This window comes from Propioniciclava sp. (assembly GCF_047602245.1).
Lineage (GTDB): Bacteria > Actinomycetota > Actinomycetes > Propionibacteriales > Propionibacteriaceae > Propioniciclava.
In genome coordinates, this window is record NZ_JASGHT010000001.1 from 2,532,530 (window position 1) to 2,557,510 (window position 24,981).

General features: G+C 67.1%; 30 protein-coding genes. 3 read left to right on the top strand and 27 right to left on the bottom strand.

Features of this window, described 5'->3' with window-relative positions:
- Window positions 1-105: 105 nt before the first annotated feature.
- The 3 genes from QM708_RS11980 to QM708_RS11990 are packed head-to-tail and all read left to right on the top strand — an operon-like array spanning window position 106 to window position 3,121.
- Complete coding sequence (locus QM708_RS11980) at window positions 106-1,521, top strand: FAD-binding protein (protein WP_415108674.1); 1,416 nt, start codon at window positions 106-108, stop codon at window positions 1,519-1,521.
- On the top strand, window positions 1,518-2,279 hold the full coding sequence (locus QM708_RS11985; protein ID WP_415108677.1) for a decaprenylphospho-beta-D-erythro-pentofuranosid-2-ulose 2-reductase: 762 nt from the start codon (window positions 1,518-1,520) through the stop codon (window positions 2,277-2,279). Before QM708_RS11980 ends, QM708_RS11985 begins: the two co-directional genes overlap by 4 nt.
- A 29-nt stretch (window positions 2,280-2,308) precedes the next feature.
- Window positions 2,309-3,121: a sulfurtransferase gene (locus QM708_RS11990; protein ID WP_415108680.1), complete on the top strand. Its 813-nt coding sequence runs from the start codon at window positions 2,309-2,311 to the stop codon at window positions 3,119-3,121.
- A 105-nt stretch (window positions 3,122-3,226) separates the two neighbouring features.
- Here the strand turns inward: QM708_RS11990 and QM708_RS11995 are convergent, their stop codons facing one another.
- From QM708_RS11995 to QM708_RS12125, 27 genes are all read right to left on the bottom strand, one after another.
- The gene (locus QM708_RS11995) at window positions 3,227-3,679 is read right to left on the bottom strand and encodes a type II toxin-antitoxin system VapC family toxin (protein WP_415108683.1); all 453 of its coding nucleotides are present in this window, start codon (window positions 3,677-3,679) and stop codon (window positions 3,227-3,229) included.
- A complete protein-coding gene (locus QM708_RS12000; RefSeq protein ID WP_415108686.1) occupies window positions 3,676-3,909 on the bottom strand; it encodes a FitA-like ribbon-helix-helix domain-containing protein in 234 nt (77 codons plus the stop codon). The genes QM708_RS11995 and QM708_RS12000 overlap by 4 nt, the downstream gene beginning before the upstream one ends.
- A gap of 494 nt (window positions 3,910-4,403) precedes the next feature.
- Window positions 4,404-4,625 (bottom strand): hypothetical protein, encoded by a 222-nt coding sequence (locus QM708_RS12005; RefSeq protein ID WP_415108689.1) that lies wholly within the window; start codon window positions 4,623-4,625, stop codon window positions 4,404-4,406.
- The gene (locus tag QM708_RS12010) at window positions 4,622-4,846 is read right to left on the bottom strand and encodes a hypothetical protein (RefSeq protein ID WP_415108692.1); all 225 of its coding nucleotides are present in this window, start codon (window positions 4,844-4,846) and stop codon (window positions 4,622-4,624) included. Before QM708_RS12010 ends, QM708_RS12005 begins: the two co-directional genes overlap by 4 nt.
- 64 nt (window positions 4,847-4,910) lie before the next feature.
- Window positions 4,911-5,831: a restriction endonuclease gene (locus tag QM708_RS12015; protein ID WP_415108695.1), complete on the bottom strand. Its 921-nt coding sequence runs from the start codon at window positions 5,829-5,831 to the stop codon at window positions 4,911-4,913.
- A 703-nt stretch (window positions 5,832-6,534) separates the two neighbouring features.
- Window positions 6,535-6,798, bottom strand: a complete 264-nt coding sequence (locus QM708_RS12020) for a hypothetical protein (RefSeq protein WP_415108698.1) — start codon at window positions 6,796-6,798, stop codon at window positions 6,535-6,537.
- A 77-nt stretch (window positions 6,799-6,875) separates the two neighbouring features.
- Complete coding sequence (locus QM708_RS12025; protein ID WP_415108701.1) at window positions 6,876-7,721, bottom strand: hypothetical protein; 846 nt, start codon at window positions 7,719-7,721, stop codon at window positions 6,876-6,878.
- Window positions 7,722-7,775: 54 nt separating this feature from the next.
- Complete coding sequence (locus tag QM708_RS12030) at window positions 7,776-8,255, bottom strand: hypothetical protein (RefSeq protein WP_415108704.1); 480 nt, start codon at window positions 8,253-8,255, stop codon at window positions 7,776-7,778.
- A gap of 7 nt (window positions 8,256-8,262) precedes the next feature.
- The gene (locus QM708_RS12035; protein ID WP_415108707.1) at window positions 8,263-9,684 is read right to left on the bottom strand and encodes an endonuclease/exonuclease/phosphatase family protein; all 1,422 of its coding nucleotides are present in this window, start codon (window positions 9,682-9,684) and stop codon (window positions 8,263-8,265) included.
- Between the two features lie 18 nt (window positions 9,685-9,702).
- Entirely contained in the window at window positions 9,703-11,214 is a 1,512-nt protein-coding gene (locus tag QM708_RS12040) for a hypothetical protein (protein ID WP_415108710.1), read from the bottom strand.
- Window positions 11,215-11,216: 2 nt separating this feature from the next.
- The gene (locus tag QM708_RS12045) at window positions 11,217-12,125 is read right to left on the bottom strand and encodes a hypothetical protein (RefSeq protein WP_415108713.1); all 909 of its coding nucleotides are present in this window, start codon (window positions 12,123-12,125) and stop codon (window positions 11,217-11,219) included.
- 2 nt (window positions 12,126-12,127) lie between these two features.
- Window positions 12,128-13,399, bottom strand: a complete 1,272-nt coding sequence (locus tag QM708_RS12050; protein WP_415108716.1) for a hypothetical protein — start codon at window positions 13,397-13,399, stop codon at window positions 12,128-12,130.
- On the bottom strand, window positions 13,396-13,614 hold the full coding sequence (locus QM708_RS12055; protein WP_415108719.1) for a hypothetical protein: 219 nt from the start codon (window positions 13,612-13,614) through the stop codon (window positions 13,396-13,398). The genes QM708_RS12050 and QM708_RS12055 overlap by 4 nt, the downstream gene beginning before the upstream one ends.
- Window positions 13,611-14,762, bottom strand: coding sequence for a hypothetical protein (locus QM708_RS12060; RefSeq protein WP_415108722.1), 1,152 nt, complete (start codon window positions 14,760-14,762; stop codon window positions 13,611-13,613). The genes QM708_RS12055 and QM708_RS12060 overlap by 4 nt, the downstream gene beginning before the upstream one ends.
- The gene (locus QM708_RS12065) at window positions 14,762-17,134 is read right to left on the bottom strand and encodes a hypothetical protein (RefSeq protein WP_415108725.1); all 2,373 of its coding nucleotides are present in this window, start codon (window positions 17,132-17,134) and stop codon (window positions 14,762-14,764) included. Before QM708_RS12065 ends, QM708_RS12060 begins: the two co-directional genes overlap by 1 nt.
- Before the next feature lie 3 nt (window positions 17,135-17,137).
- Window positions 17,138-20,338 carry a tape measure protein gene (locus tag QM708_RS12070; RefSeq protein WP_415108728.1) on the bottom strand — a complete coding sequence of 1,067 codons (3,201 nt, stop codon included), beginning with the start codon at window positions 20,336-20,338 and terminating at the stop codon, window positions 17,138-17,140.
- Between the two features lie 87 nt (window positions 20,339-20,425).
- Complete coding sequence (locus QM708_RS12075) at window positions 20,426-20,812, bottom strand: hypothetical protein (RefSeq protein ID WP_415108731.1); 387 nt, start codon at window positions 20,810-20,812, stop codon at window positions 20,426-20,428.
- Window positions 20,813-20,823: 11 nt separating this feature from the next.
- Window positions 20,824-21,162 carry a hypothetical protein gene (locus tag QM708_RS12080; RefSeq protein ID WP_415108734.1) on the bottom strand — a complete coding sequence of 113 codons (339 nt, stop codon included), beginning with the start codon at window positions 21,160-21,162 and terminating at the stop codon, window positions 20,824-20,826.
- Complete coding sequence (locus QM708_RS12085) at window positions 21,162-21,743, bottom strand: hypothetical protein (protein ID WP_415108737.1); 582 nt, start codon at window positions 21,741-21,743, stop codon at window positions 21,162-21,164. The genes QM708_RS12080 and QM708_RS12085 overlap by 1 nt, the downstream gene beginning before the upstream one ends.
- On the bottom strand, window positions 21,743-21,874 hold the full coding sequence (locus QM708_RS12090) for a hypothetical protein (protein WP_415108740.1): 132 nt from the start codon (window positions 21,872-21,874) through the stop codon (window positions 21,743-21,745). Before QM708_RS12090 ends, QM708_RS12085 begins: the two co-directional genes overlap by 1 nt.
- A complete protein-coding gene (locus QM708_RS12095) occupies window positions 21,874-22,248 on the bottom strand; it encodes a hypothetical protein (protein WP_415108743.1) in 375 nt (124 codons plus the stop codon). Before QM708_RS12095 ends, QM708_RS12090 begins: the two co-directional genes overlap by 1 nt.
- Entirely contained in the window at window positions 22,248-22,478 is a 231-nt protein-coding gene (locus tag QM708_RS12100; protein WP_415108745.1) for a hypothetical protein, read from the bottom strand. Before QM708_RS12100 ends, QM708_RS12095 begins: the two co-directional genes overlap by 1 nt.
- Before the next feature lie 3 nt (window positions 22,479-22,481).
- Window positions 22,482-22,688: a hypothetical protein gene (locus tag QM708_RS12105; protein ID WP_415108748.1), complete on the bottom strand. Its 207-nt coding sequence runs from the start codon at window positions 22,686-22,688 to the stop codon at window positions 22,482-22,484.
- Window positions 22,689-22,813: 125 nt separating this feature from the next.
- A complete protein-coding gene (locus tag QM708_RS12110) occupies window positions 22,814-23,230 on the bottom strand; it encodes a hypothetical protein (protein ID WP_415108751.1) in 417 nt (138 codons plus the stop codon).
- Window positions 23,231-23,232: 2 nt separating this feature from the next.
- Window positions 23,233-23,409 (bottom strand): hypothetical protein, encoded by a 177-nt coding sequence (locus QM708_RS12115; RefSeq protein WP_415108754.1) that lies wholly within the window; start codon window positions 23,407-23,409, stop codon window positions 23,233-23,235.
- Window positions 23,410-23,411: 2 nt separating this feature from the next.
- A complete protein-coding gene (locus QM708_RS12120; RefSeq protein ID WP_415108757.1) occupies window positions 23,412-24,371 on the bottom strand; it encodes a phage major capsid protein in 960 nt (319 codons plus the stop codon).
- Window positions 24,372-24,394: 23 nt separating this feature from the next.
- Window positions 24,395-24,907 carry a DUF4355 domain-containing protein gene (locus QM708_RS12125; protein ID WP_415108760.1) on the bottom strand — a complete coding sequence of 171 codons (513 nt, stop codon included), beginning with the start codon at window positions 24,905-24,907 and terminating at the stop codon, window positions 24,395-24,397.
- Between the last annotated feature and the right edge of the window lie 74 nt (window positions 24,908-24,981).

Here is a 24,981-nt window from a genome sequence, read left to right on the forward strand (position 1 = left end):
ACGAGGTGGGGGCCGACCACGAACGGCACGGAAACCGGGGATGCATCCTGACCATCTGAGGCGCCTCACGCACCGGGCCTCCCCGGCGCGACTACCCTGGGACGAGTGAGCGACACCACCTTGACGACCACCCCGACGAGACTGACCGGCTGGGGGCGCACGGCGGCATCGACGGCGCACGTGCTGCGCACCCCCGACGTGGACGTGATCGCCCAGGCGGTGGCCCGCGAAGCCGAGCGCCGGGCGTCCGGTCAGGGGCGCGGGGTACTGGCCCGCGGGCTCGGCCGCAGCTACGGCGATGTGGCGCAGAACGGCGGGGGACTGGTGGTCGACATGACCGCGCTCGACCGCATCCTGAACATCGACCCCGATAACGCCCAGGTCACCGTCGAAGCCGGCGTCAGCCTCGATGAGTTGATGAAGGCCGCGCTGCAGTACGGGTTGTGGGTGCCGGTGCTGCCGGGCACGCGCCAGGTGACGGTCGGCGGCGCGATCGGCAACGACGTGCACGGTAAGAACCACCATTCGGCCGGCAGCTTCGGCGACCACGTGGCGTCCATGGATCTGCTGGTGGCGGACGGCCGCGTCCTCACCCTCACGCCCGAGGGCAGCGCCGACGACCCGGACGCCGCACTGTTCTGGGCGACCGTCGGCGGCATCGGGCTGACCGGCATCATCGTCCGGGTCACGCTCAACATGACCCGCACCGAGACGGCCTGGTTCCTCGCCGACGGCGTCGTCACGCACACCCTCGACGAGACGATCGCGGTGCACTCGGATGGATCCGAATCCCGCTACGACTACTCCAGTGCCTGGTTCGACGCCATCGCGCCGGCACCGAAACTGGGCCGCGCGGCGATCAGCCGCGGCTCGCTGGCCACCCTCGACGAACTGCGCGAGTACGCGCCCAAGCTCGCCGATCGTCCGCTGGAATTCAACGGCAAAACGTTCGTGACGCTGCCGGACGTCTTTCCCAACGGGCTGGCGAACAAGCTCACCTTCGGGTTGCTCGGCCAGGCGTGGTTCGCGAAATCGGGCACGTATACCAACAAGATTCAGAGCCTCACCGGCTTCTACCATCCGCTGGACATGTTCGGTGAATGGAACCGGGCCTACGGTTCGCACGGATTCCTGCAATACCAGTTCGTGGTGCCGCCGTCGGCGGTCGAGGAATTCAAGCGGATCATCGCCTCGATCCAGGCGTCCGGGCACTACTCGTTCCTGAATGTGTTCAAGCTGTTCGGTGAAGGAAACCGCGCGCCGCTGTCGTACCCGATGGCCGGCTGGAATGTGTGCGTCGACTTCCCGATCAAGGCAGGCCTGTCCGACTTCCTGGCCGGGCTGGACGCCCGCATCCTGGAGTTCGGCGGACGCCTCTACACCTCCAAGGACTCCCGCACGCAGGCGTCCACCTTCCACGCGATGTACCCCGAGATCGGCTCGTGGATCGCCACCCGGCGCGCCATCGACCCGACCGGTGTGTTCGCCTCCGACATGGCCCGACGACTGGAGTTGATGTGATCGACGCAACCGGCAATCCCCGCACCATCCTGCTGCTCGGCGGCACCTCCGAGATCGGGCTGGCGATCGTGGGGGAGTACCTCTCGCACGCGCCGGCGCGGGTGATCCTCGGCGTGCAGCCCGGTGACGACCGCACCGAGGCGACCGTGAACGCGCTGCGGCACCAGGGTGCGACCGGCGTCGAGGCCTACGACTTCGACGCGACCGACTTTGATGCGCACCCGGCCTTCATCGAGCAGGCCTGGGCCGGCGGAGACGTGGATGTGGCGATCGTCGCCTTCGGCATCCTCGGTGACAACGAGGAACAGTGGCAGAACCAGGCCAAGGCCGTCGCCGCCGCGCAGATCAACTACACCGGCGCGGTGAGCGTCGGCGTCCTGCTCGGGCAGCGGATGAAGGCCCAAGGGTTCGGGCAGATCATCGCGATGAGCTCGGCGGCCGGGTTGAAGGTGCGCCGGTCGAACTTCGTCTACGGCTCGACCAAGGCCGGCCTCGACGGCTTCTACACCAACCTTGGCCAGGCCCTGGAGTCGTCGGGGGTGAAGGTGCTGGTGGTGCGCCCGGGGCAGGTGCGCACGCGCATGTCGGCGCATGTCAAGGAGGCGCCGCTCACCATCAACCCCGACGAGTTGGCCCGTCTGGTGGTGGACGCCGCCCGCAAGGGCAAGTCGATCATCTGGACGCCGCCCGCGTTCGAGTTGGTCATGCACGTGCTGCAGCACATTCCCGCGCCGATCTTCAAGCGCCTGCCGATCTGATCCGCCTTCGAGGGCGTTAGGCTCGCGTTGTGATCGCACCCGTCGTCTCCGTCTCTTGGCTCGCCGACCATCCCGAGGCGGTGATCGCCGACGTCCGCTGGTACCTCGACGGGCGCTCCGGACTCGCCGCACACACCTCGGGTCACATCCCCGGTTCGGTCTTCGTCGATCTGGACGCCGTGCTCGCCGCACCGGCGACGCCCCAGGCCGGCCGTCACCCGTTGCCTGATCCTGACGTCTTCGCGGCCGGCATGCGTGCGGCGGGCATCTCGGATGATTCCGTGGTGGTCGCTTACGACGGCGCGGGCGGGATGTCCGCCGGACGCCTGGTCTGGATGCTCCGCGTTCTCGGCGTCGAGGCGGCCCTGCTCGACGGCGGGCTCGCTGCCTGGGACGGCGATCTGGTGACCGGCGAGGGATCGCCCGTTGCCGCCGGGACGTTCACCGCTCGCGATTGGCCGCTCGATCGGCTGGCGACGATGGATGAGGCCGCCGGTGCCGCGGACGCCGTGGTGATCGACGCCCGCGCACCCGAGCGCTACCGCGGCGACACCGAACCCATCGATCCGCGAGCCGGTCACATTCCGGGTGCGGTCAACGTGCCGTTCGGCGGCAACCTGGACGCCGCCCGTCACTTCCTGGCACCCGAGGCGCTGCGAGCCCGCTTCGAGGCGGTCGGCGTGACCCCGGATCGCGACGCCATCGTCTACTGCGGCTCAGGAGTAACCGCTTGTCACAACCTGCTCGCCATCGAATACGCAGGCCTCGGACAGGCCCGCCTCTACCCGGGATCATGGTCGGCGTACTCGGCGACCGACCGTCCCGCGGCGGTGGGCGGCTGACGCGATCAGAAGGTGCCGGTCAGGCGAGCACGTAGGCGAACGGTGGTTTCACATGTGCTTGGGTGTCACTGTCGACGACGTGCTGGAGGATGGTGGTGATCTGGATCAGCTTGGATGTGACTGGCGGGACGTCAACTCCGCCCCATTGAACGGGTTGATCACCTTGAGTCCGGCGTCCAGAAAGGGCGTCGTGTCTCGGGTGGATATCGTGAGCCGCCGCGAGAGGGCGATGGCTGCGATCATGGCGTCGAGATCCCCGATGGCGCGGCCGCGCGACCGCATCTCGGCCCGCATGGCGGCGTAGTGGTCGGCGGCCGGTTCGTCGAAGCTCAGAATCCTGACGTCGAAGACGGGAAGGACGTCGCGTTCGAAGCGATCAGCAAGTGTGGTGCGACGCTTTCCGACGGGCAGTGAAGCGATGCCATAGCGGATCTCAGCGACGCTGATTGCCGAGAGATAGAGCGTGGCCGGATGCTGGGCGTCGAGCCACGTCACCACGCCAGGGTGCGGTGATAGGCGCAGCGGTTCCGACACCACGTTCGTGTCGAGAAGGATCATGAGAGATCGATCGGTTCACGTGGAGTCTGGTCGCGGACGATCGGTAGGTCGACCCCACCCGCTTCGCGTCCGATCGATGCGAGCAACGTGCCGAGGCGGGGACCTTCGGCCGCCGCGGCGTCGAGGATCTCTCGCACCTCGGCTTCGGTGCTGCGGCCATGCGCGGCGGCGCGCGCTTTGAGCGCGCGGTGGGTTTCTGCGGACAGATTCCGCACCGTGATCGCGGGCATCGCACCTCCCTGCTGATATCAGTCAGCTCATTTGCTATCAGTCTACGTCACTACGCGCGTCCCGCAACCGGAGAAATGAGAACAATCGGGTTGGACTACCGGCCCGGTTCTTCTCACGTTCTTCACCACCGACGGAGGGCGAGTCCGCTCACGGGCAACTCCCTCGGTGTCGTCGTACTTGTCGCCCGGTTTCCGTGCTGTCGCCCGGGGTGCAACCCGGGCGACGGTGACTACACCGGGCGGTGTGGCGGGCGAACGTGCTCAACCCGGGCGACTGTGCGTAAACCGGGCGACTAGCCACGGTGCCCCTGGTGGGGATCGGGTTCCGCATCGACTTGTCTGCGAACCGGACGAGATCCAGCGGAGGCCCGGACTTCACCTTGTTCCTCGCGCGATGAGGGCCTGCCATAGCTAGCGAAGACGATCACCGAACTGTCCGTGGTCCTGCCTGTCGCCCACCACCGCGATGATGCGTACGAGTCGGAGGTCGTGGTCTACCCGGTACCAAAGCCGATACCGGAACCCTGGCAGGTGCCAACTCCGGACGTCACCTTGGATGATGTGCCCGAGTAGCGTTGCCGCTCCAACTGGTGGGCCGCTTCGTAGAAGGCGTCCAGGAATCGATCACCTTGGCGGCGCTCGGGGTCGTCGTACCAAGCGACGATCCGGTCGCGGTCGCGCCGGGCGTTCGGGCCGAGCCGGACAACGTATGTCACGCTACTCGCCGGCGTGCGCGAACCTCGGCCTCGTCCGCTGCCAGCGTGGGGTAGTCGTTCCAGTCCGCCGCATCGTCCTCTGCGACCCGTTCATCAAGCAGCGCTTGATCCTCCGGCGACAGGGCCGACAGGCCGACGGACTCTTCTATGGCGTCCCGCAGTTCAAGGCGGGAGTGCTCATCCAACTGCATCACCCGCTCAAGCAGCGCCTTGTCGACCATGGTGACATCGTACGTGGTCAAGGTGGTCGTCCGGCAGTAGTGGGTAGCCCGGAGGGGCTGGCTCTTACTCGAAGAAGTCCTCGTCGATCTCGACGATCTTGATCGTGCGTTTCACCTGGACGCCGACGCCGTAGCGGATCATCAGCCTGGTGAGACGGTCGCCGTCGATCAGGACAACCCGGGCAGGCACCTGTGCAGCGTACATTGTGGCGTCTGCGCTGAAGCGACTCGTCGTGATGAACACACCCTGGTTCGCCTGCTGACCGGCGAGGGCGCCGACGAAAGCTTGGATGGCGGGTCGCCCGATGACACTGTCGGCGGAATAGCGCTTGGCCTGGACATAGATTCGGCTTAGCCCGAGTGCATCCTGATCGATGATCCCGTCGATTCCGCCGTCGTTCGACAGTTGCGTGCGCGTCGCTGATCCTTCCGCTCCGCCGTAGCCCATGGCGAGAAGCAGATCGAGGACGGCCTGTTCGAAAAATACCGGCTCACGGCCCATGATGCGGATGAGGAGTTGATCGACGACGTCGCTGGTGATGCGAGCGATGCCTGCTGCGATCTGTTCGTCGGGATCGAGCGCCGTCGCCTCTTCTATCTCGAATGGCGCCTCGGTGGGGGTGGAGTTCTGAGAGAGGCGTCTTCTGGCACGAGGAGTGCCTCGTTCGCCGTACAGCGCGTGCAGGTGCTTCTCGGTGATGCCGTCGGGATGCGCGATAAGCAGCTTTCGGCCGGTTTCGGTGATCTGATAGTGACCCCGGGTGGGGCGTTCGATGGCTTCCGCGCGTGACAGGTATGACAGGGCCCAAGTACCCCGGTTGCGGTACTGCTCCTTCCCGGAGGGGATCATAACCTGGCGCTGTTCGGCGGTGAGGCCGAGCAAATCGGCTGCAGCCTCGACGATCTCGCGCCCGCGATGGATTTGTCCGTCCGACAGCACTCGCAACGACGGAGCCATGTACTGCTCCCACACCGGCGTCGACATCACAAGGAGACTTTAGCCTGATCGTCGAGAGGCGCGGCGTGGCCGGATGGCGGGCTGTGCGGGCGCCTTCCTTCCGGCGCCTGTCTGCCCTTGGACGTGGAGAAATGAGAACAATCGGGTTGGACTACCGGCCCGGTTCTTCTCACGTTCTTCACCACCGACGGAGGGCGAGTCCGCTCACGGGCAACTCCCTCGGTGTCGTCGTACTTGTCGCCCGGTTTCCGTGCTGTCGCCCGGGGTGCAACCCGGGCGACGGTGACTACACCGGGCGGTGTGGCGGGCGAACGTGCTCAACCCGGGCGACTGTGCGTAAACCGGGCGACTAGCCACCCAGGCACGACGCCCCCGGGTCGTTGCTGATATGGGCGCAGACACGACGAAGTCCTCGGGGTCGTTGCCGATTTTGGACGCGGACACGACGAAGCCCCTCGGGGACGTTGCCGTCACCGAGGGGCTTCGTGGGCCGATCAGAGGTCGAAGTACATTTCGAACTCTCCTCCCGTCTTTGGTGGGGTTGGACATCCTCGGCAACCTTGGGTTGACCAGGTGAACAGCGGCTCGACATGCACGGCTGACTCTGGTTACTTTCGGCAATCTTGCGGACTTCCCGCGGACTCCGAACGCAGACGATGGCCCCGCCCTCCGGAGAGGGCGGGGCCATGTCGGGCGGGGGTGGGACCGGGCAAAGCCCGGCCCGTACTCCTCAGGGGGTGCGCTCGGTGGGCTGGAGCTTGCCGCCGACGAGTCTCGCGGCGTCGTAGATGCCGGAGGCGGCGAGGCCGAGCTGCAGGCCGTGGGTGGCGGCCTGCCACAGGGTGTTGTCGCCCCACAGCTGGGTGGCGGCGGACAGCGCGACGCCGATCCCGATTGCCGCGAACGGTGCGAGCTTCGGCGGCAGCCCGACGTCGCGCAGGAGCGTGACCAGGGCGATGATGGCGGCGGGGGTGAGCAGGGTGATGGGCTCCATGGGAGGGACTCCTTCGAAAGGGTTGGGGAGGGGGTGCCGAGGCCCCGTGCGGTGGTGCGGCGAGGTCCCGGCACGACTCAGGCCGCGTGGGGCGGCGTGCCGTCAGGGGTGTCCGGCGTGTTGTCGGGCGCAATGAGGTCGGCGAGGAGGTCGGTGATCTTGAGCAGCAGCTCGATGGCGATGTCGGTCTTGGTTGCCAGGTGGGTGATGGCGTCGTCGGTGCGCATCGGGCCGATGCCGGGCATCGATACCTTGCCGGTTTCGGCGGCGAGGGCGAGCGAGCCGCGGATCGTGGTTTCCCACGAGCGGTCGGGGTCGTCGCCGCTGACGGTGATGCGGCGATCGAGGAAGCGGTCGAAAGCGGTGTCGACCGCGGTCTTGACGTCGTCGAGAGTGGCCATGATGTCCTCCTGTTTCAGGGTGGTGTTGGGTGTGGGGAAGCCGGCGCGGACCCACTTGTAGGCGCCCTTGCCGGGGCAGTCGGTGGATGACCGGTCACGGTGGCCGATGCGGGCGAGGCGGTGTCCGGCGCGCCGGTCGGCTTCGGCAACCAGCGCGAGGATGGTGCGCTGGGCGGCCGGGGTGACCTCGGTGCCGGTGCCGTCGAGGTAGAGCACGCTGTAGACGCGGCCACCTCGGCCGGAGATGCTGCCGTCCTGGCGGTCGAAGCCGCGCAGCTCATAGGCGTTGCCGCGCGTATCGACGGCATGGTTGTAGGCGATGTCGCTCCATCCTCGGCTGTTCTGGTGGAACGCCTGGTACTGACGGAGCCTCGCGCCGACCTCGGCGTCCGTCGTGGGAGCGGTCTTCTCGGCGCCGGGCCAGTGCAGGGCGGCGTCGACGACCTTGCCCCACGGCATGCGGGTGGTTCGGGTGGCGGCTTTCGCGCCCCACGTGGTGCGGGGCCTGATGGTCAGGGTCACGGGTGCCTCCTCGGGGCATGGGTACGGGTCTGCGTGGCGAACGGGGGTCGCGGGCTATGGGCGGGCGGCGATCTCATCGATGCGCCGGTTGAGCGCATCGTGTGCTTTCGCGGCTGCCTCGCGGGCTGCATGATCCGCGGCTGCGAGTTGCTGGTCGGCGTCGGCGAGCCGGCCGACGTCGCGGCGGAGGCCTCGGACGTCGGCGGCCGTGTTGCGCGCGCTCTCGTCGAGCCGGCCGAGATGGTCTCGCTGGTCGGCGAGAGCCGCCAGGACTTCGTCGAGTTTCACCTCTGTTCGAGCGGAGGAGTCCATCAGCGATCCACCGCCGTTCGGCACGACTTGATGGTGGGTCGCGGTGATGATGAGCGCGGACTGCTGGAGGTCAGCGCGCACGGCTTCGATCTCGGCACGGGTCTTCTCGGACTCGGCCCTGATCTTCGCCGACTCGGCTGCCTGCTTGACCAGTGCGCCGAGAGCACCGGTGAGCGCGGTGAGCGCGGTGGCTGCAGCGATGATCAGCTCGGGTGTGAGCATCGGGGTGCTACGAGAGTGGGTAGGAGCCGCCGAGGCGGAAGGATGTGATGCCGGGCGATGTCCACGCGTGAGCCCATGCCCACAGCGATCCGCCGGCGTCCGGGTAGGCCCCGACCGAGAGGGTGCCGAGGTCGAGGTCTCCGTGCGCGATCGACAGGGCCTGTCCTGTGGTGGGGCGGGCTTCTGCGGCTAAGCCGGTGATGATGTTCCCCGTGGTGGCGCCAGCCATGCGGGTGACGCGACCGCGCCAGAAGCAGACGCCGTCCCGGATGCGGTACATCACCGGGTCGTCGTCGGCCTGTGTGTAGCCGTTCGCGAGGGTACCGCCGTGAGGGCGCCATCCGGTGTCCTGGCGGAGGTCCGGCGCCGCGGTGCCGGCCACGTTGATCGACGCGGTGATCAGGTGGTGGTCCGACGGCGCCGGGGTGGGGAATGGCGGGGTGGCGTTGAAGATCCCGCCCGCGGTGAATGTGGCTCCGCTCGACACGAAGATGGTGTCCAGCTTCTCGGCACGCGATTGACCGGCTGCAGGAAACGGTGGGCCGGTAAGCCAGTCGGTCCACGTGGGCAGGCTCTGCCCGGACGCCCCAGGCAGGGCCTGCCACAGATCCCCGAAGGCGCCATCGGCGCACATGGCAGCGCGCGGCTGGCCCTGAGTCGCGCCGTAGTCGTTGGTGTCGCATCCGAGCACAACGCTCGCCCGGTGGGTCCGGCTCACATCGATGAGCGCACTCCGAGCCGCGCGTGCTTGGGAGAGCCGCACGGCCGCATCGTCGGGGTGCCAGTGGTCGGATGCGAAGATCACCCTGGTGCCGTCCGCGCGATGACGGAGGAGCACCCACACGCCCTCCTGGCCGTAGCGTGCGCCGAACCCGGTCCAATCCCACACTCCTGCGTCGAACACCACGCCGCGGCGAGTCCCGAACGACAACGAGCGCCACGCGGCGCCGATCGCTGCCGCGAGTTCGATGCCGGTGTCCTGCTGAGTGCCCTGGTAGGCGATCTCCTGGATTGCCAGCACGCTGACTCCGGAGGCGCGCACGCTGGCGGCCAGCAGGGGCTTCCGGACGGCCCAGGCCCGTGGTCCAGAGGTGTCGTCGAACGCGTACTTGATGTTCCACGTCGCGGCCTTCACCGATGTCGTCGGCGCCGTCGGCTGGGCGGCCTCACCGCGGCTGATGCCGTGGATGATGACGCGCTGGCCGAGGGTCTGGACCCACACTCGCTGTCCGACCTCGTCCGGCAGGACGAGGCATGATGGGGCGAAGGGCATGACTTCGCCGTGGTCGGCGTCCAGCTTGATCCGGAGCGGGGTGAGAGACACCACGGTTCCCCACCCCCAGGCACCCTCACCCTCTGCCGCCGGGGCGGGCCCTGTGGTCGCGATACGCCGGATGGCGGCGAGTAGGTAGGCCGATTTCGGGATCATTTTGACGCTCCGATTTCTTTAGTGCGGGATTCGGTAAAGGTGGATCGCGTGCTTGTCTGCGAATACGTCCGTAAACGATCCCGCGGACATCTGAAGAGTGCGGGATTCGTATAGCACTTCCACGACAGCCGACGTTTTTCCAGCGACTGTGAAGGTGGCCGTCACTGGCCCCGGAGGGGGATTCGGGTTGGGCTGCATCGTGACGGGCACAGCCCATCCAGCCATGAGATATATGCCTTCTGGAGTCCAGCGTGACGAATGCCGGACGTGCCCGCTAGTAGAAACCAGACCGATCGCTTCGGGGCGATTCAGGACCGACGCAAGCTCGTGGACTCGAGAGTTGAACTGTGTGATCGCCTCCCGAACCGGGGCATAATAGGATTGGTGCAGGATCTGCGTGGTCTCGCCGATTCCGCCGAAGGTGTGCAAGAACCAAGCGATGCCGCGTGCGCCAGCAATAATCGTATGCCACGCCGCCGACAACATTGCTGGGATGGTAATGTACGGCACCTTCGTGTCGTCGCCGGCTTCGATCAAGTCGGGCGCTTCGTTGTAGGAAAAAGGTCCACCTGCTTCAACAAATCCGAAGATCGGAACCCTGTCCTGCGATAGACGGCGTAGCTTTTCGATGGACATCCCGTAGTGATGAGAGCGGCCAATCTCGTCGGGAGTCATGTCCCGCGTAATCCCGATGAGAGCGCCTCCCTCGTTTGCGCCTCTCACGTTGTCGTCCGTGTGGTAGTACACGTCATAGCCGAGCATGCCAGTGGGAATGCCGAGCATGGACGACGCGTCCGCCTCTTTGCTGAGGAAGCAAAACAGGATGCCCTTGCCGAAATTGGTCGCGGTCGGGCGGTCGGATGGTGCCCCGGCCTGCCTGTCAAGCACGTGCTGCATCTGCTCGGCAGACGGGGCGCCCCACCATCCATTTGGAGGCCCCATATCTGGCTCATCGCCAGTGAGGTACATGACCACCTCGGAGCCTGGATTCTGGTACATCGCCGAGTAGTCAGGGATGGAGTACATTCCCGGCACCTGGCGGATATAATCGCCGCGCGAGTCGGTGGTGAGGGCCATCAGCGTATTGATTCCGGCGTCCCGCATCACCTGGACTTCCTGGACCGAGCGCGCGCCCTGATACCAGGCGATGATCGGGAAAAAGGCCGGGTCGGCCGGGTAAGAGGACCCCTCGAACTGTGCCCAGAATTCGGGGCCGCCGCCTGGCAGGGGGCGTAGGGTCACGCCGGCCGGGAGGGTTGGCGTGCTTGGCGAGGCGGGGGGCTGGCTGTCTGGGTCGAGGATCTGGCCATCGAGGTAGAGGTGAGGGCGGAGGCGGCGCGGCCGACCGTCGCGGTAGACGTAAAGGTGCGAGGTGATCTTCAGGTTGACCAGCGCCCGCGCCCAGAGCGATGGAATCGGAATGCTGGGGGCCGGGATAAGTATCAGCGTCCGCCCCCATGTGGAGCTGGCGGGGAGAGGGGGTTGGGGAACATCTACGAGCTGGCGTGCCCACTCGGAAGGGCTGGCCATATTTAGGACGTCCTGCGAACGAACACCGTGTGCGTCCCCGCCTCCAGTCCGCTGAAAATCTGCGGACTGCGCACGCCTGTGCGCTGGATCGGTGCGACATCCACATCTCCGGGCACTACCGACACCTCGTAGACCGCCGGAGCGCCCGCGTCGTTCCATGCCACCGCGATCGTGCCGTCCTTGGCGCCAAAGCGTGATGGTTGGGTGATGGCTGCCTGAGCGAACACGGGCGTCGGGAGTAGCTCCTCCTGCTGATTGTCGCCGATCAGGACTGCCTGCCCCATCAAAAGCTGCAGCTCGTCCCAGCCCAGCACGTAGGGCCCTCCGCTGGGGCCGGGGATGCCTACGTCCATGCCGACGACTTGGTCGGAGGTGAGCGCCAGCCCTGTGAGTTCGAGGGTTTCGCCGAGCGGTGATGTCCATGAGCCGGGGATGGCTGCCGCATACGCTCGCGCGGTGACCGTCTTCGCGGTGAGGTCGAGGGCGACCGCGACCCTGATGCGTTGCCCCCAAAGATTGGCGCCAACCGTCCCGGGGATGGCTTGCGAATTCAGCGCATAGAATCCGCCATTCGCTCGCACCGAGATGACCCGCTGAGAGTTGTAGGACCCGGCAGCATTTGGGAATCCAAGAATCGTCACGTCCCCAGTGAATGGTGTTGTTGGCAGCGTTACAATCCCCGAGAACGACACCTTCGAGGAAGGTGGCATGTCGGCCGGAGGTGTCCAGCGGCAAAAAGTCCCAGCATTCGCGGCGCACTGGAATGAGGCGCCAAGTGCTCCGCGTGCCGCCATGGCAGCACTGAATGTGTGGGTGCCGCCGTTCACTGACCGTGTGGAGAATCCAGCGAGAGCAGCCGTGAGTGCAGCGCCGTCGGTGCCGGACTCGAAGCCGACCTTGTAGATCGCCATGACTACAGCCCTCCTTGGGGGAGATCGTCAGATTGAATGGTGTGGTGAGTGTTCTGCACAAAGTAGAACCGCTGGCCGCGGCCCATGCTGTCCACTACTCGCATCCGAGTGGGCGGTGTGGGGATGGTGCTCGCGCCAACCGTATCCTGTCCATCAATTCCCCTCTGCCAGGTGTGAATTGCAAGAAGGTTACCGAGGGAGGGGGTAGTGAAGGTTGGGTTTATGACCGTCAGGCTTCCGTTAATGCTCGTGTACGGCTGCCCGGGCATGATTTCATGGGAGCCGTTGGAATGCGAGATATGAAATCCGTCGTTCGCTTTGCTGAATGTGCAATCCTTCAGGATGACGCCATCGTTGCATTCGCCATTAAACGCCCAGGCCTTTTTGTTCAGCTCGGGGCTGTCGATGGACCCCTCGCCGAAGATGCAATCTTCCCATTGCGCGTCGAATGTGTGATAATTGACGGCACTCGCGGCTGCGCGCTGGTGGTGCGTCCTGATGTGCTTCATTCGGGGGCTGATTGCGCGAAGGACGTGGACGCCGACGGTCCCGGCAATATCGGAACTATCGGCGAACCGGCCATCCGCGTCGATATCTTGGATGGTGAGTGGTTGTGGGGAGCCCATCGTGACCGCGAGCCCCGACGTTTCCCCCGGGGGGGCGCCGTGGTCACCATGCCATCCCCGGAGCTGGACGTTGGTGACCTGCACCGGTCCCATCGGCCGGAAGATTTCGAGGGCATGGTAGTTGTGGCTGCGATAGTTCGTGCCGTCCTTTGAGTACGGCTGTGGCGTCCCCAGGACTTCGATGTTGCGGATCGTCAGGGGGCCCGTCGCGTCGACTGACCGTATGATCCTGGCCTGGGTTGTGCCGCCCGAGGACTGAGCAGGCGCCACGGGGGTCCCGCCACGGGTTGATGATCCCTCGACCAGCCGGAAGCGGGTCCGGCGGTATCCGACGATCCCACAGACAGTTGACTTTTCAAGGTTCAGCGCGGAGTGCGTAACAGCGCCACCCTTATCGAGCGCGGCGAAGTCGTGCAGAAGGAATTCATCTTCCGGGAACGTGACCACCGCCTTGGTCGCGAGTGTGTTGAGCGTTTCAGTCACAGACGAGTGCGATGTCCGGTACAAAGTCTCGTACCGGACATACGGCACGCCGGTGAAGGGGTCGATTGCTCCTTCGTCGGGGCGGGCGTCCTCGGATCGCGATCCGTCGCCAAACAGGCGGATGATCTTACCCTGGCGCCTCACAAAACCGCCGAAATTGCTCACCCCTCCACCTCGAACCAGAGGTCGCCCTCCTGGAGGTCGGTAGGCCGCTGCTCGACGATGCCGAGCGAGCGCTGCACCATTGGCCCATAGATCAGGTCGAGGACGGCGGCCTCGTCAAGGGCGGCGGTGGGGAGACCGACCACCTGGCTGGCGTGAACGCGGAAGGCTGGCGGCGCGAAACCGTCCGGGCCGACCTCCATCACACGGATCTTCATGCCTGTACCTCCGTCAGTGTGGTCGTCATGGTTGGCACAGCCCCTGCTTGATACTCGAGTGTGTCTTTCGAGATCGTCACGGTCGTGTCGATCTCGGGCGCGGCGTCCGTAGCGGGGACGAGGAGCCTGGTGGCGGACATCAGCGCGAAGGGGCGGAAACGGTTCTCGACGGTGTAAGACAGCGCGATGGCTGATTTCTGCTCGAGGATTCTGGCGGCGTACGCGTCGGCGAATGGCTGGATGTAGCCGCGCCACCAGTCGATCGTGACATCGTCGGGGTCGTCCCAGGTCGACCCTGGGGTGATCTCAACGCCCAGGTCGACATCCTCCTCGACGAGCGGCACCACATAACCGTCCCGGGAGGCCACCGAGAGGGGATGCCGGTCGGGCAAGAACGCGGTCGCGGCCACCCCTTCCACGCGATCCCAGGGGGATCGAGCCGTCACAAGGCTCATGTTCGGGGTGTCGCTGAAATCGACGTCGACGTCGACGTCTGGCCGGTAGGTGCAGGTATGTCCGTGCACGAACCCGAGGTCGGGGTCAACGGGCCGGTGGCCGGGAGCGATGTAGGGCTCGAAGTGGAGGGCGCCGAGCTCGTCGGCCCAGGTCGCCCGGTATCCGATGGCCCGGGCGATCTCGGTGCACACCTGCCGGATGGTCTTGGTGGCCGGCCAGCGTGCGCCCGAGGCGCTCACCGCGGCCGAGTCGGTGATGGCGTGCCCCGTGGCGCCCGCAGTGCTGTAGAGCTGCCGCACGAGGGCGGTGTAGCTGCCGCCGGCCTGCAGGTAGACGGGGCGGCCGAGTGGCCGGTCGAGCAGGGTCGTGTAGTCGAGGAGGCGGAGGGTCACCTTGCTCTGGCGTGACGCTCGCCGGTCGCCGGTCAGCACGGGGATCCCGGTGAAGACGGGCACGATCTCGGTCTTGCCCGCGAACGAGGACTGGGCGAGAGCGCGGATTGCGCCGCGCCGCCAGTCGTCGGGTGCTTGCTGGTCGATGCTGATCGTGGCGCCCGTGGATGGTGAGGCGTGCTGGTTGCGCTCGCGGGAGAAGCTAGCGACGCCTGTGAGGGCGTCGAGGGTCTTCCGATCGCGCGTCAGCCGCTCGAAGCGCATCGTCTGTTTCAGGCCGGATGCGGCGTAGTCCACCATCACAGCACCTCCGGGCGATAGCCGGTCTCGGTCAGGGTGACGGCGACTTCTGCGGTCGCCGAGCCGGTCTGGCTGACAGGGACCGGCTCGATGGTGACGAACCAGGAACCGTAGCGGTCGCGGTAGCACGTGTTGCCGTGGTCATCTTCGGCGACGGCCCAGAAGTCGGCAGGTGAGTCGTCGGCGGTGATGAGCGTTCCCTGGATGCTGAGCTCGTTGATGCGTCCCTCGCCGATCGTCTCGACGGGGAGTTCGCGGCCGGAGTACCGGTCGAGGGACCGGATGCGCCCGCGGGTCTGGGTCCGGCGGAGGTTTCCCCAGCAGCTCGCCACGACCTCCCAGCCGGGCCCCGTGTTGAGCCAGACCCGGCGGAGCACCGCGGTGTCTGGCTGGACCTCAATGGCCGTGTCGGATTGGCTGGGGAGAGCGGAGACCGCTTCGACCCGGTAAGTCGCGCCAGCGATGTTCGGGAGGGGGTCGACCCATGTGGTGTTCACGCCGATGCCCGTCGCGACGAGCTGACCGTCGCGGTAGATGTTGTGGAAGTCGACCGGGGGAGCGTCGGCCTGATTGCCTTCCACCCAGAAGAGGCCTGCGTTCTCGGCTGGGCTGACCGTATAGGCGCCATCGTCGGAGACGTAGTAGAAGCCTGTGGTTTCCGCCGGCGAGACATCGGCGGAGTCGAGGAAGTAGAACCCCCAGTCGTCATCGGAGGTGATCGACGAAGACCCGACCTGACCGGCGTTGCTGATCTCCAGCACGACAGCTGCTCGCGCGACGTCCCACTCGTAGTGGACGACGGGCGGCCGGGGTGGCGCATATACGACCTCGATCTGTGACGACACCCGATCGGACCACAGCCCCACACCATCGCGGACGCGGACGTCCACGGTGTAGCTCGTGGCGTCCTCCAGGTCGTACGGAACGGTGAAGTCGCGCGCCGCACCAACGCCCGCCCACACACCGATCGGGGCAGCATCCTGGCCGCGGCACAGCCGCACCTCCCAAGATGACTGCTGGTCACCAGCAGGGTCAAAGAACGCCCAGGCCACCCTCAGACGCCGTCCCGGGATCACCGATCCGGGGGTGGGACTCACAATCCCAGCGAGCGGTCGCGCCGACGTCGCGAACGTCGCTGTCGCTGACCAGGCAGACGGGTCGGCGTGCTGCCCCCACGTGCGAACCTGCCGGCCGATCACCACACCCTGCGCGAACGTCCCTGCCGCGAAGGTATGCGACGATGATGTCGTGACGATCTTGCCCGACGTCACCCACGATCCGCCTGACTGCCAGCGGATCTCGTAAGCCGTCTGCGCCGTCGTGTCCACCGGGGTGTGGTCCCATGCCACCGCGATCGGGAGCGACGCGTCGAAGGCCGAGTTCGCCGGACGCCAGACTGGACGGGCGGGCGCGGCGAGGAGGGCGACCGTGTTCGAGGCGTCCGACCACGGCGACCAGTGGCCGTTCGGGGTGCGGGCGGCGACCTGGTACCGGTGGGTCACCGCCGACGATGGGCCCTGGTGGACGTAGGGCAGCGACGTGGCGGCGTCCGTGATGACCGTCCACGTTTGCCCGTCCGAGGAGTCGCGGATGGCGAACTGGTTGGCCCACGGTGCCCGGTTCTCTGCGGTGATGACGATCGCGCCGTCCTGCCGCTTCGCGGCCACGGGTTTCCCGGGCTTCGCTGGTGGAGTGAAGAACGGGCCGCTCGTCCGGTACTCGCTGCGGCCGGCCGCGTTGGTTGCGGAGTGGCGGAAATGGTAGCGCGAGTTGCCCGCGAGGTGCGCCCAGTTGTACGTCGTCGCCGGCCAGAGCAAGGCCGCCGACGACACGACCGTGGCCCAATTATCGGTCGAGGCCTCGACGAACTGGTTCACCCACGGATGTGCCCCATCCGCGCCCGTGTAGTTGCCCTGCCATACGCATTCGGCACGATTCAGGTCAGCGTTGATTGTAACCGTGAACCCGTTTGCTGGAAGCGGCTTGGAGTAGGGGCGCCGCGGGATCTGGATCTCGAACGTGTAGGTCGTGGTGGCCTGATCGCCGTTGAAGAAACTGACGCCGTAAACGGTGGCAGTCCATGTGAGCACCTGCACCCCGGCGTACGTCATGGCGACGTTCTTCGCCGAGACGTTCCACGTCCGGGTACCACCGTTAAGGGGGCTGCCGGTGTGGACGCGCCCGGCGGTGACGAGCTGGCCGCCGGTGTCGATCCAGTTCGTTGCGTCGTTCCACCCAGGCTTGGAGGAGAACTGGATGCGAGGATTCACCAGCCACGCGTTGACACCGTCGTCGGCGATGCGGTCGTAGATGAGCGACAGGGTGGCGCCAGATCCTGATCCGACCGAGTTGCCCCACGACTTCTCCGGCATCGATCACACCTCCTCTGGCAGCAGCGACAGCAGCGGGAGCCGCTCGAAGAAACGGAGCAGTGCGGCGACGCCCTCGATGTCCTTCGCGGTGACATTGAAGACGGGGTTGTGTAGGTGGAGCTCACGGGCGCCCTGGGCTGGCGGGGGCGTTGCGGCGCTCCCTGGTTGGGGTCCGGGGGACCCGATCCGTGTGGCGATGGCGTCGTACTTTGCCTGCACCGAGGTATGCACCCGGCTCGACAGATCAGCGAGAGCGAGATCGACGGGGATCTGCAGCGGGTGCTGCGGAATGGCCGCCGCCGTCATCGCCGAGGCGGCACGGCTGACAGCGCCCTCCATTGCGGCGAGACCCTGCACCACCCCCTGCCCGGTCTGCTCGCCGATCAAGGCAAACACCCGGCTCGGGCTGTGAATGCCGAGAGCGTTCTTCGCGGCGGCGATCGCGCCTTCGACCACACCCCGGACCTTGCCCGCGATCGCGCCGGCCGCGCCCGTGATGCCGTTGATCAGGCCCTGAATGAGCTGGCCGCCGGCGCCCACGAGAGCGCCACCGATGCCGCTGAGCGCGGATGCGGCGCGGCCCGGGAGCGAAGCGACCAGGGAGATCGCCGACGAGATGCCCGACGACACCGCGCTCGTGAACGCCGCCCACGCCGAGCGTGCGATCCCGGAGATGAGGCCGCCCAGCGCCGACAGCGCCGACGCGGCACGGCCCGGGAGCTGCTGGGCGTAGCTGGTGGCCTGGCTGACGCCGGAGTTGACCGTGCGAGTGAAGCTGGCCCACGCCGACGACGCGATGCCTGTGATCGTGCCGCCGAGTGAGGACAAGGCTGCGGCCGCACGTCCAGGCAGGGCCGCGACGAACGCGATCGCGGTGTTGACGCCGCCGGACACGACCGCGACCATCGCCGCCCACGCCGACGAGAGCGTCGCGGTGATAGCAGCCCACGCGGCGGCGCAGGCCCCCGAGATCGCCAACCAGGCGTTGGTGGCGATCAGCTGGATGTTCCCCAGCGCGGTGGTCCAGATTGCCGCCAGCGTGCCGGACAGTCCTTGCATCGCTGAGGCGATCAGTTCGCCGTTGCCGGTGAAGATTCCCACCAGCATCAGCAATGCCGCTGCGGCGATTGCCTTGATGGACTCCCATACCGCGGTGAAGGCCTCGACCCACATCTGGAGGGGAGCGGTGATGACTGGCCCGACCGACGCCCAGATCGTCGTGGCGGTCGTGACGATGCCCGACCAGATCCCAGCGAGCGCAGTAGTGAAGCCAGTCCACGCGTTGAGCACCGCGGTCGCCACCGACGACGCCGACGACACGATCCCAGTCCACACACCGGTGGCGCCGGACATGATCGATGCCCAAATCCCAGCAAAGAGCCCAGGGACCGCGTTCCAGGCGGATGTGACTGCCGACACGGCGCCAGTGACGCCGGACACGATCGACTCCCACACGCCGGTCGCGATCGACACGAGCCCAGTCCAGGCACCCGCCAGCCAGTCGGTGAACGCTGCCCACGCCTGACGGCCGGTCTCGGTCTGGGTGAAGAACCACACCAGGCCGGCCGTCAGGGCTGCAACGGCAGCGATCGCCAACCCGATCGGGTTCGCCGCCAGGATTGCCCAGAGGCCGCGCAGGGCCGTTGAGGCGGCGCTGACGAATGCGCTGATCGTGGTGCGCGCGCCGGCGAGCCCGTCGGTCACGATTCGCACGAAGCCCTGCATGGCGGTGCCCGGGCTGGCGATCGCGTGACCAAGTAGCTGCGCGGTCTTGGCGGCACCGACCAGCGGCGCGAAGCCCCCGCGGACGCCGAGCCCGAAGGCACTGATCAGCGGCGTGACTGCCTTCATGCCGGCCATCAGCCCGGACACGGACGACGCTACCCCGGTCACCAGCGGGATGACTCCGCTGATCAGTTTCCAGCCGATGAACGCCTGGGCGACGGCCATGACGAGTGGCTCGTTCGACAGCAGCGCGGCGGCGAGTTCGGCGAGCTTCACCACGATGGGGATGAGCGCGGGGAGGACTGCCGCGAGGCCGGTGACCAGCTGCCCGCCGATCTGAGCGGCCACGACAGCGAGTTGGGCGGCCACGGATGCGAGGGTGGGGACCGCGGGGGCGAGGGCCTTGATGATCTGGACGACGGCGTCGGCGATCTGGGGTAGGACCGGCTGGAGCGCCTTGAAAGCGAGGTTGAGCGGCGAGAGGGCCGCGGCGAAATTCAGGACCGGTGCGGCGTCGCCGAAGGCCTTCGTGACCAGGTTCCACAGGTCGCCGGCGCCGACGATGATCTCACCGAGCTGGGAGAGTTTGGCGCCGGCCTCCTCGGCGGCACCGACCATCTTGATGCCGAGGGCTTCCGCGGCGGGCTTCACTGCGGAGGTGATGCCATCAATGAGCCCGGTCAGCCCGATGAGGATGGGCTTGGCCGCGGTGAGGGCCGGGCCCATCGCCGCCGCACCCAGGCGTCCGAGCGCGGCCTGGGCGTTCGCGAGTGCCCCGGAGAAGGTCTCGGCCGACTTGAGCGCGGCGCCGCCCATGCCGGCGTGCATGGCGGCCTCGAAGGTCGCGAAGTCGATCTTGCCTTTGGAGACCATGTCGGAGACCTCGGCGGAGGTCTTGCCGAGGTGCTGGCCCAGCATCTGCAGGACGGGGATGCCGGAGGACATCAGCTGCAGCAGGTCGTCTCCCTGCAGCTTGCCGCGGGCGGCGACGCTGCCGAAGATCGTGCCCATGTCGGTGAGGGATCGGCCCGAGATCGCGGCGACGTCGGCGACCGTGGACAGCGTCCGGGTCATCGCGTCGCCGTTCTTCACGCCGGCGGCGGCCATCATCGCGGCCACGGAGGCGGCGTCACCCAGGCCGTAAGCGGTGCCGCGCACCGACTTCAGCGCCGAGTCCATGATCGAGCTGATCGAGGACGCCGAGTGACCGAGCCCCTCGAGCTTCTTCTGGCTGCCTTCGATCGCGATGGCGCGCTGCATGCCGAGCGAGATCGTCTTGCCGACCAGCGCACCGACACCGACGACGGCGCCGGCCTTCAGCAGGGTGCCCTTGATCCCTGACAGGAAGCCTTGGCCGGAGCCCTTGCCTGACTTGCTGGCGACGTCCTCGGCTTCGCCGAACGCCTTGCGGATGTCCTTGGCCATGCCCTTGGTGGAGGCGACGATGCTCAGAAAAGCGGTGCCGATCTCGGTGGCCATCGCGTCACCTCCACACGGGGGTGCCCGTCACGACACCAACCACCAGACGGGGGGTAAGGGTTGGTGTCGTGACGGGCTGTTCAGTTGTTATTCAGTTGTGGCCGCGAGCGGCCTGCCGCCGGGGCGGGCGGCGTACCAGGCTGCGAAGTCGTCGATTGACGACCCGTCGTCCTGGCTCCCCTTGGTTTGCACCGTGGGGCGTTTGATGGGCTTGGGGCGGGCGCCCTTCCCGCCGCCGCGCTGCCAGTTGCCGCCGGCGAGTTGGTCGACGGCTGTGGCGAGGAGGTAGGCGGCGGGATCCCATAGTTCGATTTCCTCGCGCGGGTGGACGGCGAGGAGGGTGGCCGATTCTCGGGGGAGCGTGGCGGCCATGGCTGCTACGTCCGCGAGCGGTACGCCGGCGTCGAGCAGGTCGTCGAGGCCCCGGCCGTAGTAGCGCCAGAAGTCCGCGACCAGGTGGTCGCGGTACTCCACCAAGAGCGCTACTAGGACCGGGAGTTTGGGTTGGCCGCGGCCACCTTCTCCATCACGCGGGACAGGAGGGCCTGGTACTCGTCGATGTCGACGAGGTTGTATCGCTCCTCCAGCTCGTCGAGCTGCTCGCCGAACGTGCCCTCGAAGAACTCGACGAGCGCACCCACGTCCTCGTTCTTGAGCCGTCGCATCAGCCGCACGTTGCGGACCGGTGCGAGATCGACGGTGATCGTGTTGCCGTCGAGTTCGACGTCGATGGTGGTGACCGCCGGGGCCTTCGGCTGGTGGTCGTGGGTGGCAGGCAGGTTCCGCTTGGCGGGGTTGCCGCTCTTGTTCTTCTTCTTGGCCATCAGGCGGTCTTCTTTCCGTCGTCGAGGTAGTCGTAGAAGTACTTCCCGGTGATCGGGTCGCGGTAGGCGGTCAGCTCGAACGGCAGACCGATCGGGCTGCCGTCGCTGAACGTCTGCTCGAAGCTCTCTGTGGTGTCCTGCGCGTCCGGGAACACGGTGCGGTGCAACCGGCCCTCGTCGTACATGTCGAACACCCACACCCCGGAGGGTGTGTCGTCGCCGGCATAGGCCACGGTGATCTGCTTACCGTGGGTGGCATTCGCTGGGGTGACGGTCACGGCGGCCGTGCCCCACTTCGCCGTCTGGGTTGCCTCGTTGAGGTTCTCGATGAGAGTGACGGTGACGCCGACCGAGTGCTCGGTGCGGCTGCGCTTGACCTCGTCACCGCCCCAGGCGGCGATCGTCTCGAACGCCTTCTCGATCTGGCGCCCCCAGCCGTCGGAGCTGGCGTATCCCAGCTCCTTGTAGGCGGCGGCGAGCGGTGCGGTGGCATCGGTGGGCAGCGCGGTCCCTGCCGGGGCTCGGAAGATCGCGCCGGCGACCTTCGGCTTACCGACGACGACGTTGTTCTTGTTGGGCATCAGCCCTCCTCATTCTGGTCGGTGGGGGTCTCGGGGGCGTCCGGGGGCGTCGTGAGCCATCCGGCATCAATCCATGGCTCGGCGTCGGAGACTTCGATCTCCTGCCTGGTCAGGGGGTGGTAGAGCTCCATCAGGTCTCCGTTCGGTGTCGCACAACACAGGTCATGACGTATCGGGGGCACCCAGTTGTCGGGTCAGGCTGCGGGTAGGGGCCAGATGGCCAGCCATCGAAGGCGGGCAGCAGCTCCCATTCGTCGAGCGTCTCGTAGACGATCTCGGCGAGCCGGGATGCTCTCGATTCGTCGCCGGGCCACCAGCATTCGACGGTGATCCGGGAGTCGCGGTGCACGATGGTGCGCCGCTCGGACCCCGATGACATGACCCGCACCAGGCAATCGGGGAGAGGCGAGGGCACCGTGGTGCTGAGGACGACGTCCTCGTCGAGGCGCCCAGGGAGCGCGGCGGCGAGGTAGTCCAGCGTCATCTTCTCGGCGTCGGCCCACATCACGGCCTCGCCAGGTTGTGATACTTCGCCTCGGCGACCATCGCCCTGCGGGTGACCGTCAAGACGATGACGCGGCCGCCGCCGAACGTGCCCTGGTGGGCGGGCTTCGCCTCGTAGCCCTCGCCGCACTGCGCCGCTTTCCGTTGCGCGAGATCGTCGAGAACGGCCAGCACGCCGGGAGCGAACCGGGCTGCGGCGTATGGCTGTCGCCACAGGAATCGGGTGCCCATGCGTCATCCCTCCACTCGTCGGACGCGGACGGCGACCCCTGGGTCGGGCCACCAGGGCCCACCGGTGTAGTCGCGAGGATGCCCGACCTGCTCGCATACGCCGATGGGCAGGTGCCAGCGGTCGCGGGGATGCGTATCGGTGCCGGGAGGTGCGAGGACGTCGTATTCGGCTTCGATGGGGTGCCGGTTGCCCTCAGGGGCCTGGGTCATAGCGGCGGGCTGCCAGCAGTACACCGCGATGCTGACAGCGGGGCCCCATCCGTCGACAGGTGCCCGGTGATCGTTGATGCCTGGCGTGTAGGCCTGGACGAGGATTGGGCGAGTCGGGATGTCCATCACAGTCCGCCCGGGCCGGCGCCGAGGGCGCCGTTGACGCGACCCCTCGACCATTCGTTGAGCGCTCCGACCGGCGCGGTGTTCAACGTCCGCGCCGTGGACTGGGCACACATCGCAGCCAGATCGGCGCGCTCCTGGCTGGTGAAGAGGTTCATGGACGCTCGGCCGTCAGTGGACTGCGAGAACATGCCCGCGGTCTGCTGCGTCACCACCCCGCTACCTCCATCGAAGCGGCGCACCAGGGCGTCGAGGATGATGGAGGTAGCGGCGTCGCCGTAGGGGAACGCGTCGGACATGATGCAGGGGGCGATGCGGGCGGCACGCGCGATCGCCCCCTGCAGCATGATGGCGGCCATCGCCGGAGACAGTTCTGGACGTAGCGTGACCAGCTTTTCCGGGTCGATGACGAGCGCCATGGTCAGCCGATCGTCCAGCCGAGCGCCAGGAGCGCCTGGACTCCCTGCGGCACGATCTCGTGCCCGTCTCCGTCGGGTGACACCATGAACGTCGGCCCATCGGGTTTGTCGGGTGTGACGTCGTTCTGGGCCTCGGTGTCGGGCGTGACGTCGTTCTGGGCCTCGGTGCGGCGGGGCATGGTCAGGCCGCCGGGGTGACGACGCCGGCGGGGTAGGCGAACGTGCCGCCGTCGAGACGGGTGCGGGGCACGGCCGTCTGGAAGCCGACGCGCATGACAACACGGAGCGCCTTGGAGTCCTGCTGCATCAGGTTGAGGACGACCTTGCCGGTGTTGTCGGAGATGACGCCTTCGCTGAAGAGGTCGTAGGTGACATCCTGGCGCACACCGACGACGAACTTCGACCAGTCGATCGCGATGCCTTCGGCCACGGCGGCATCCCAGGCGCCGTTGCGTGCCTCGTCGAGGTTGAAGCCGAACAGGCTGGCGTTGCCGCCCTGGGTCGCCGCCCCGAACAGGTACTGTCCCTGGTTGTCCTTGAGCCCGCGGAGGCGCCAGTTGAGGCCGGGCCGCGCGATGAACCCGTTGACTGCGAAGCCCTTGGCGGATGCCTTCTCGGCGACGGTGAGGAACGCGGACGCCAGGTCGTGGGTCGGGCCGGTCGTGCCAGAGACAAACGCACCAACCTTTGCGACATTCCCGGCGGCGATGGCGGCGGGAATGATACCGGCCGGCCACGAAGCCGGCTTGTTGACGCCGAACAGCGCGGCGCGGTCGACGGCCTTGCCGATGGCCTCCTTCAGGAGAGGCTTCACCTGCTCCCACAGGGGCACATTCGAGTCATCGACGACCGCGTTCGGGATCGGGACGATCACAGCGAGTTCCTCGGCGGTGATCGAGAGGCCCGACCAGGTGACGTTGGTGGTCTGCTTGAGCCCGGTGTCGCCGTCGACCCAGTAGGCCTCGGGCAGGGTGGCGAGGACCGGCTGCTTGGCCTTCTTCGCGGACAGCCGCACCTTCTTGGCGCGGGTGAGGACGACGGAGTCCTCGGGGGTGGTCTGGATGATCTCGGTGATCACCTGGTCGGGCATCATCGCCTCGGCGACGTCAGCCCGGCCGACGATCTGGTCGTATCCGGCCATGAGTGGTGGTTCCTCTCAGGGGGTCAGCGGCGAGCGAGGCTGTCGCGCAGCCAGTCGCCGGAGGTGGGTGCGCCGGCAGGTCTGCCCTGCGCGTCGCGGAAGGTGTTCGGTGCCTGCTGCGCGGGCAGCAGTCGGGCAAGGGCTTCGGCGTCAGCCTCCAGCTCCTCCTTGGTGGAACCCTGCAAGCGGGCCGCCATCGCTGCGGGCAACCCCTTCGCCTGAGCGACCTCCAGCCGGAGCCGTGACGTCCGCTCAGCCGCCAGTTCCTTCTCCAGCTTCTCGGCGCGCTCGGTCGACCGCTGCAGTTCGGTCTTGTTCTTGTTCTCCAGTTCGTCGAACTGGGCCGCCTTGGTGACAGCGTCGGCGAACTTCTGCTCCTGGCTGCGCCGCTCGGCTGCCAGGAGCCGGTTGACGTCCTCCTGGGAGAACGTGCGGCTATCCCCGGTCTGCGCGCCGGTAGCGGCCTCCTGCTGTTGACCGGTCGCCGGAGTCGAGGCGGCCGGGCTGGCAGGCTGCTGATTGGTTCCCTCGCTCATGAGGTGATTCCCCTTCCCGGGTGGTGGTAGTAACCTGGACTCACGAGGGAGCCACCCCCGCACCGCGGGGGTTA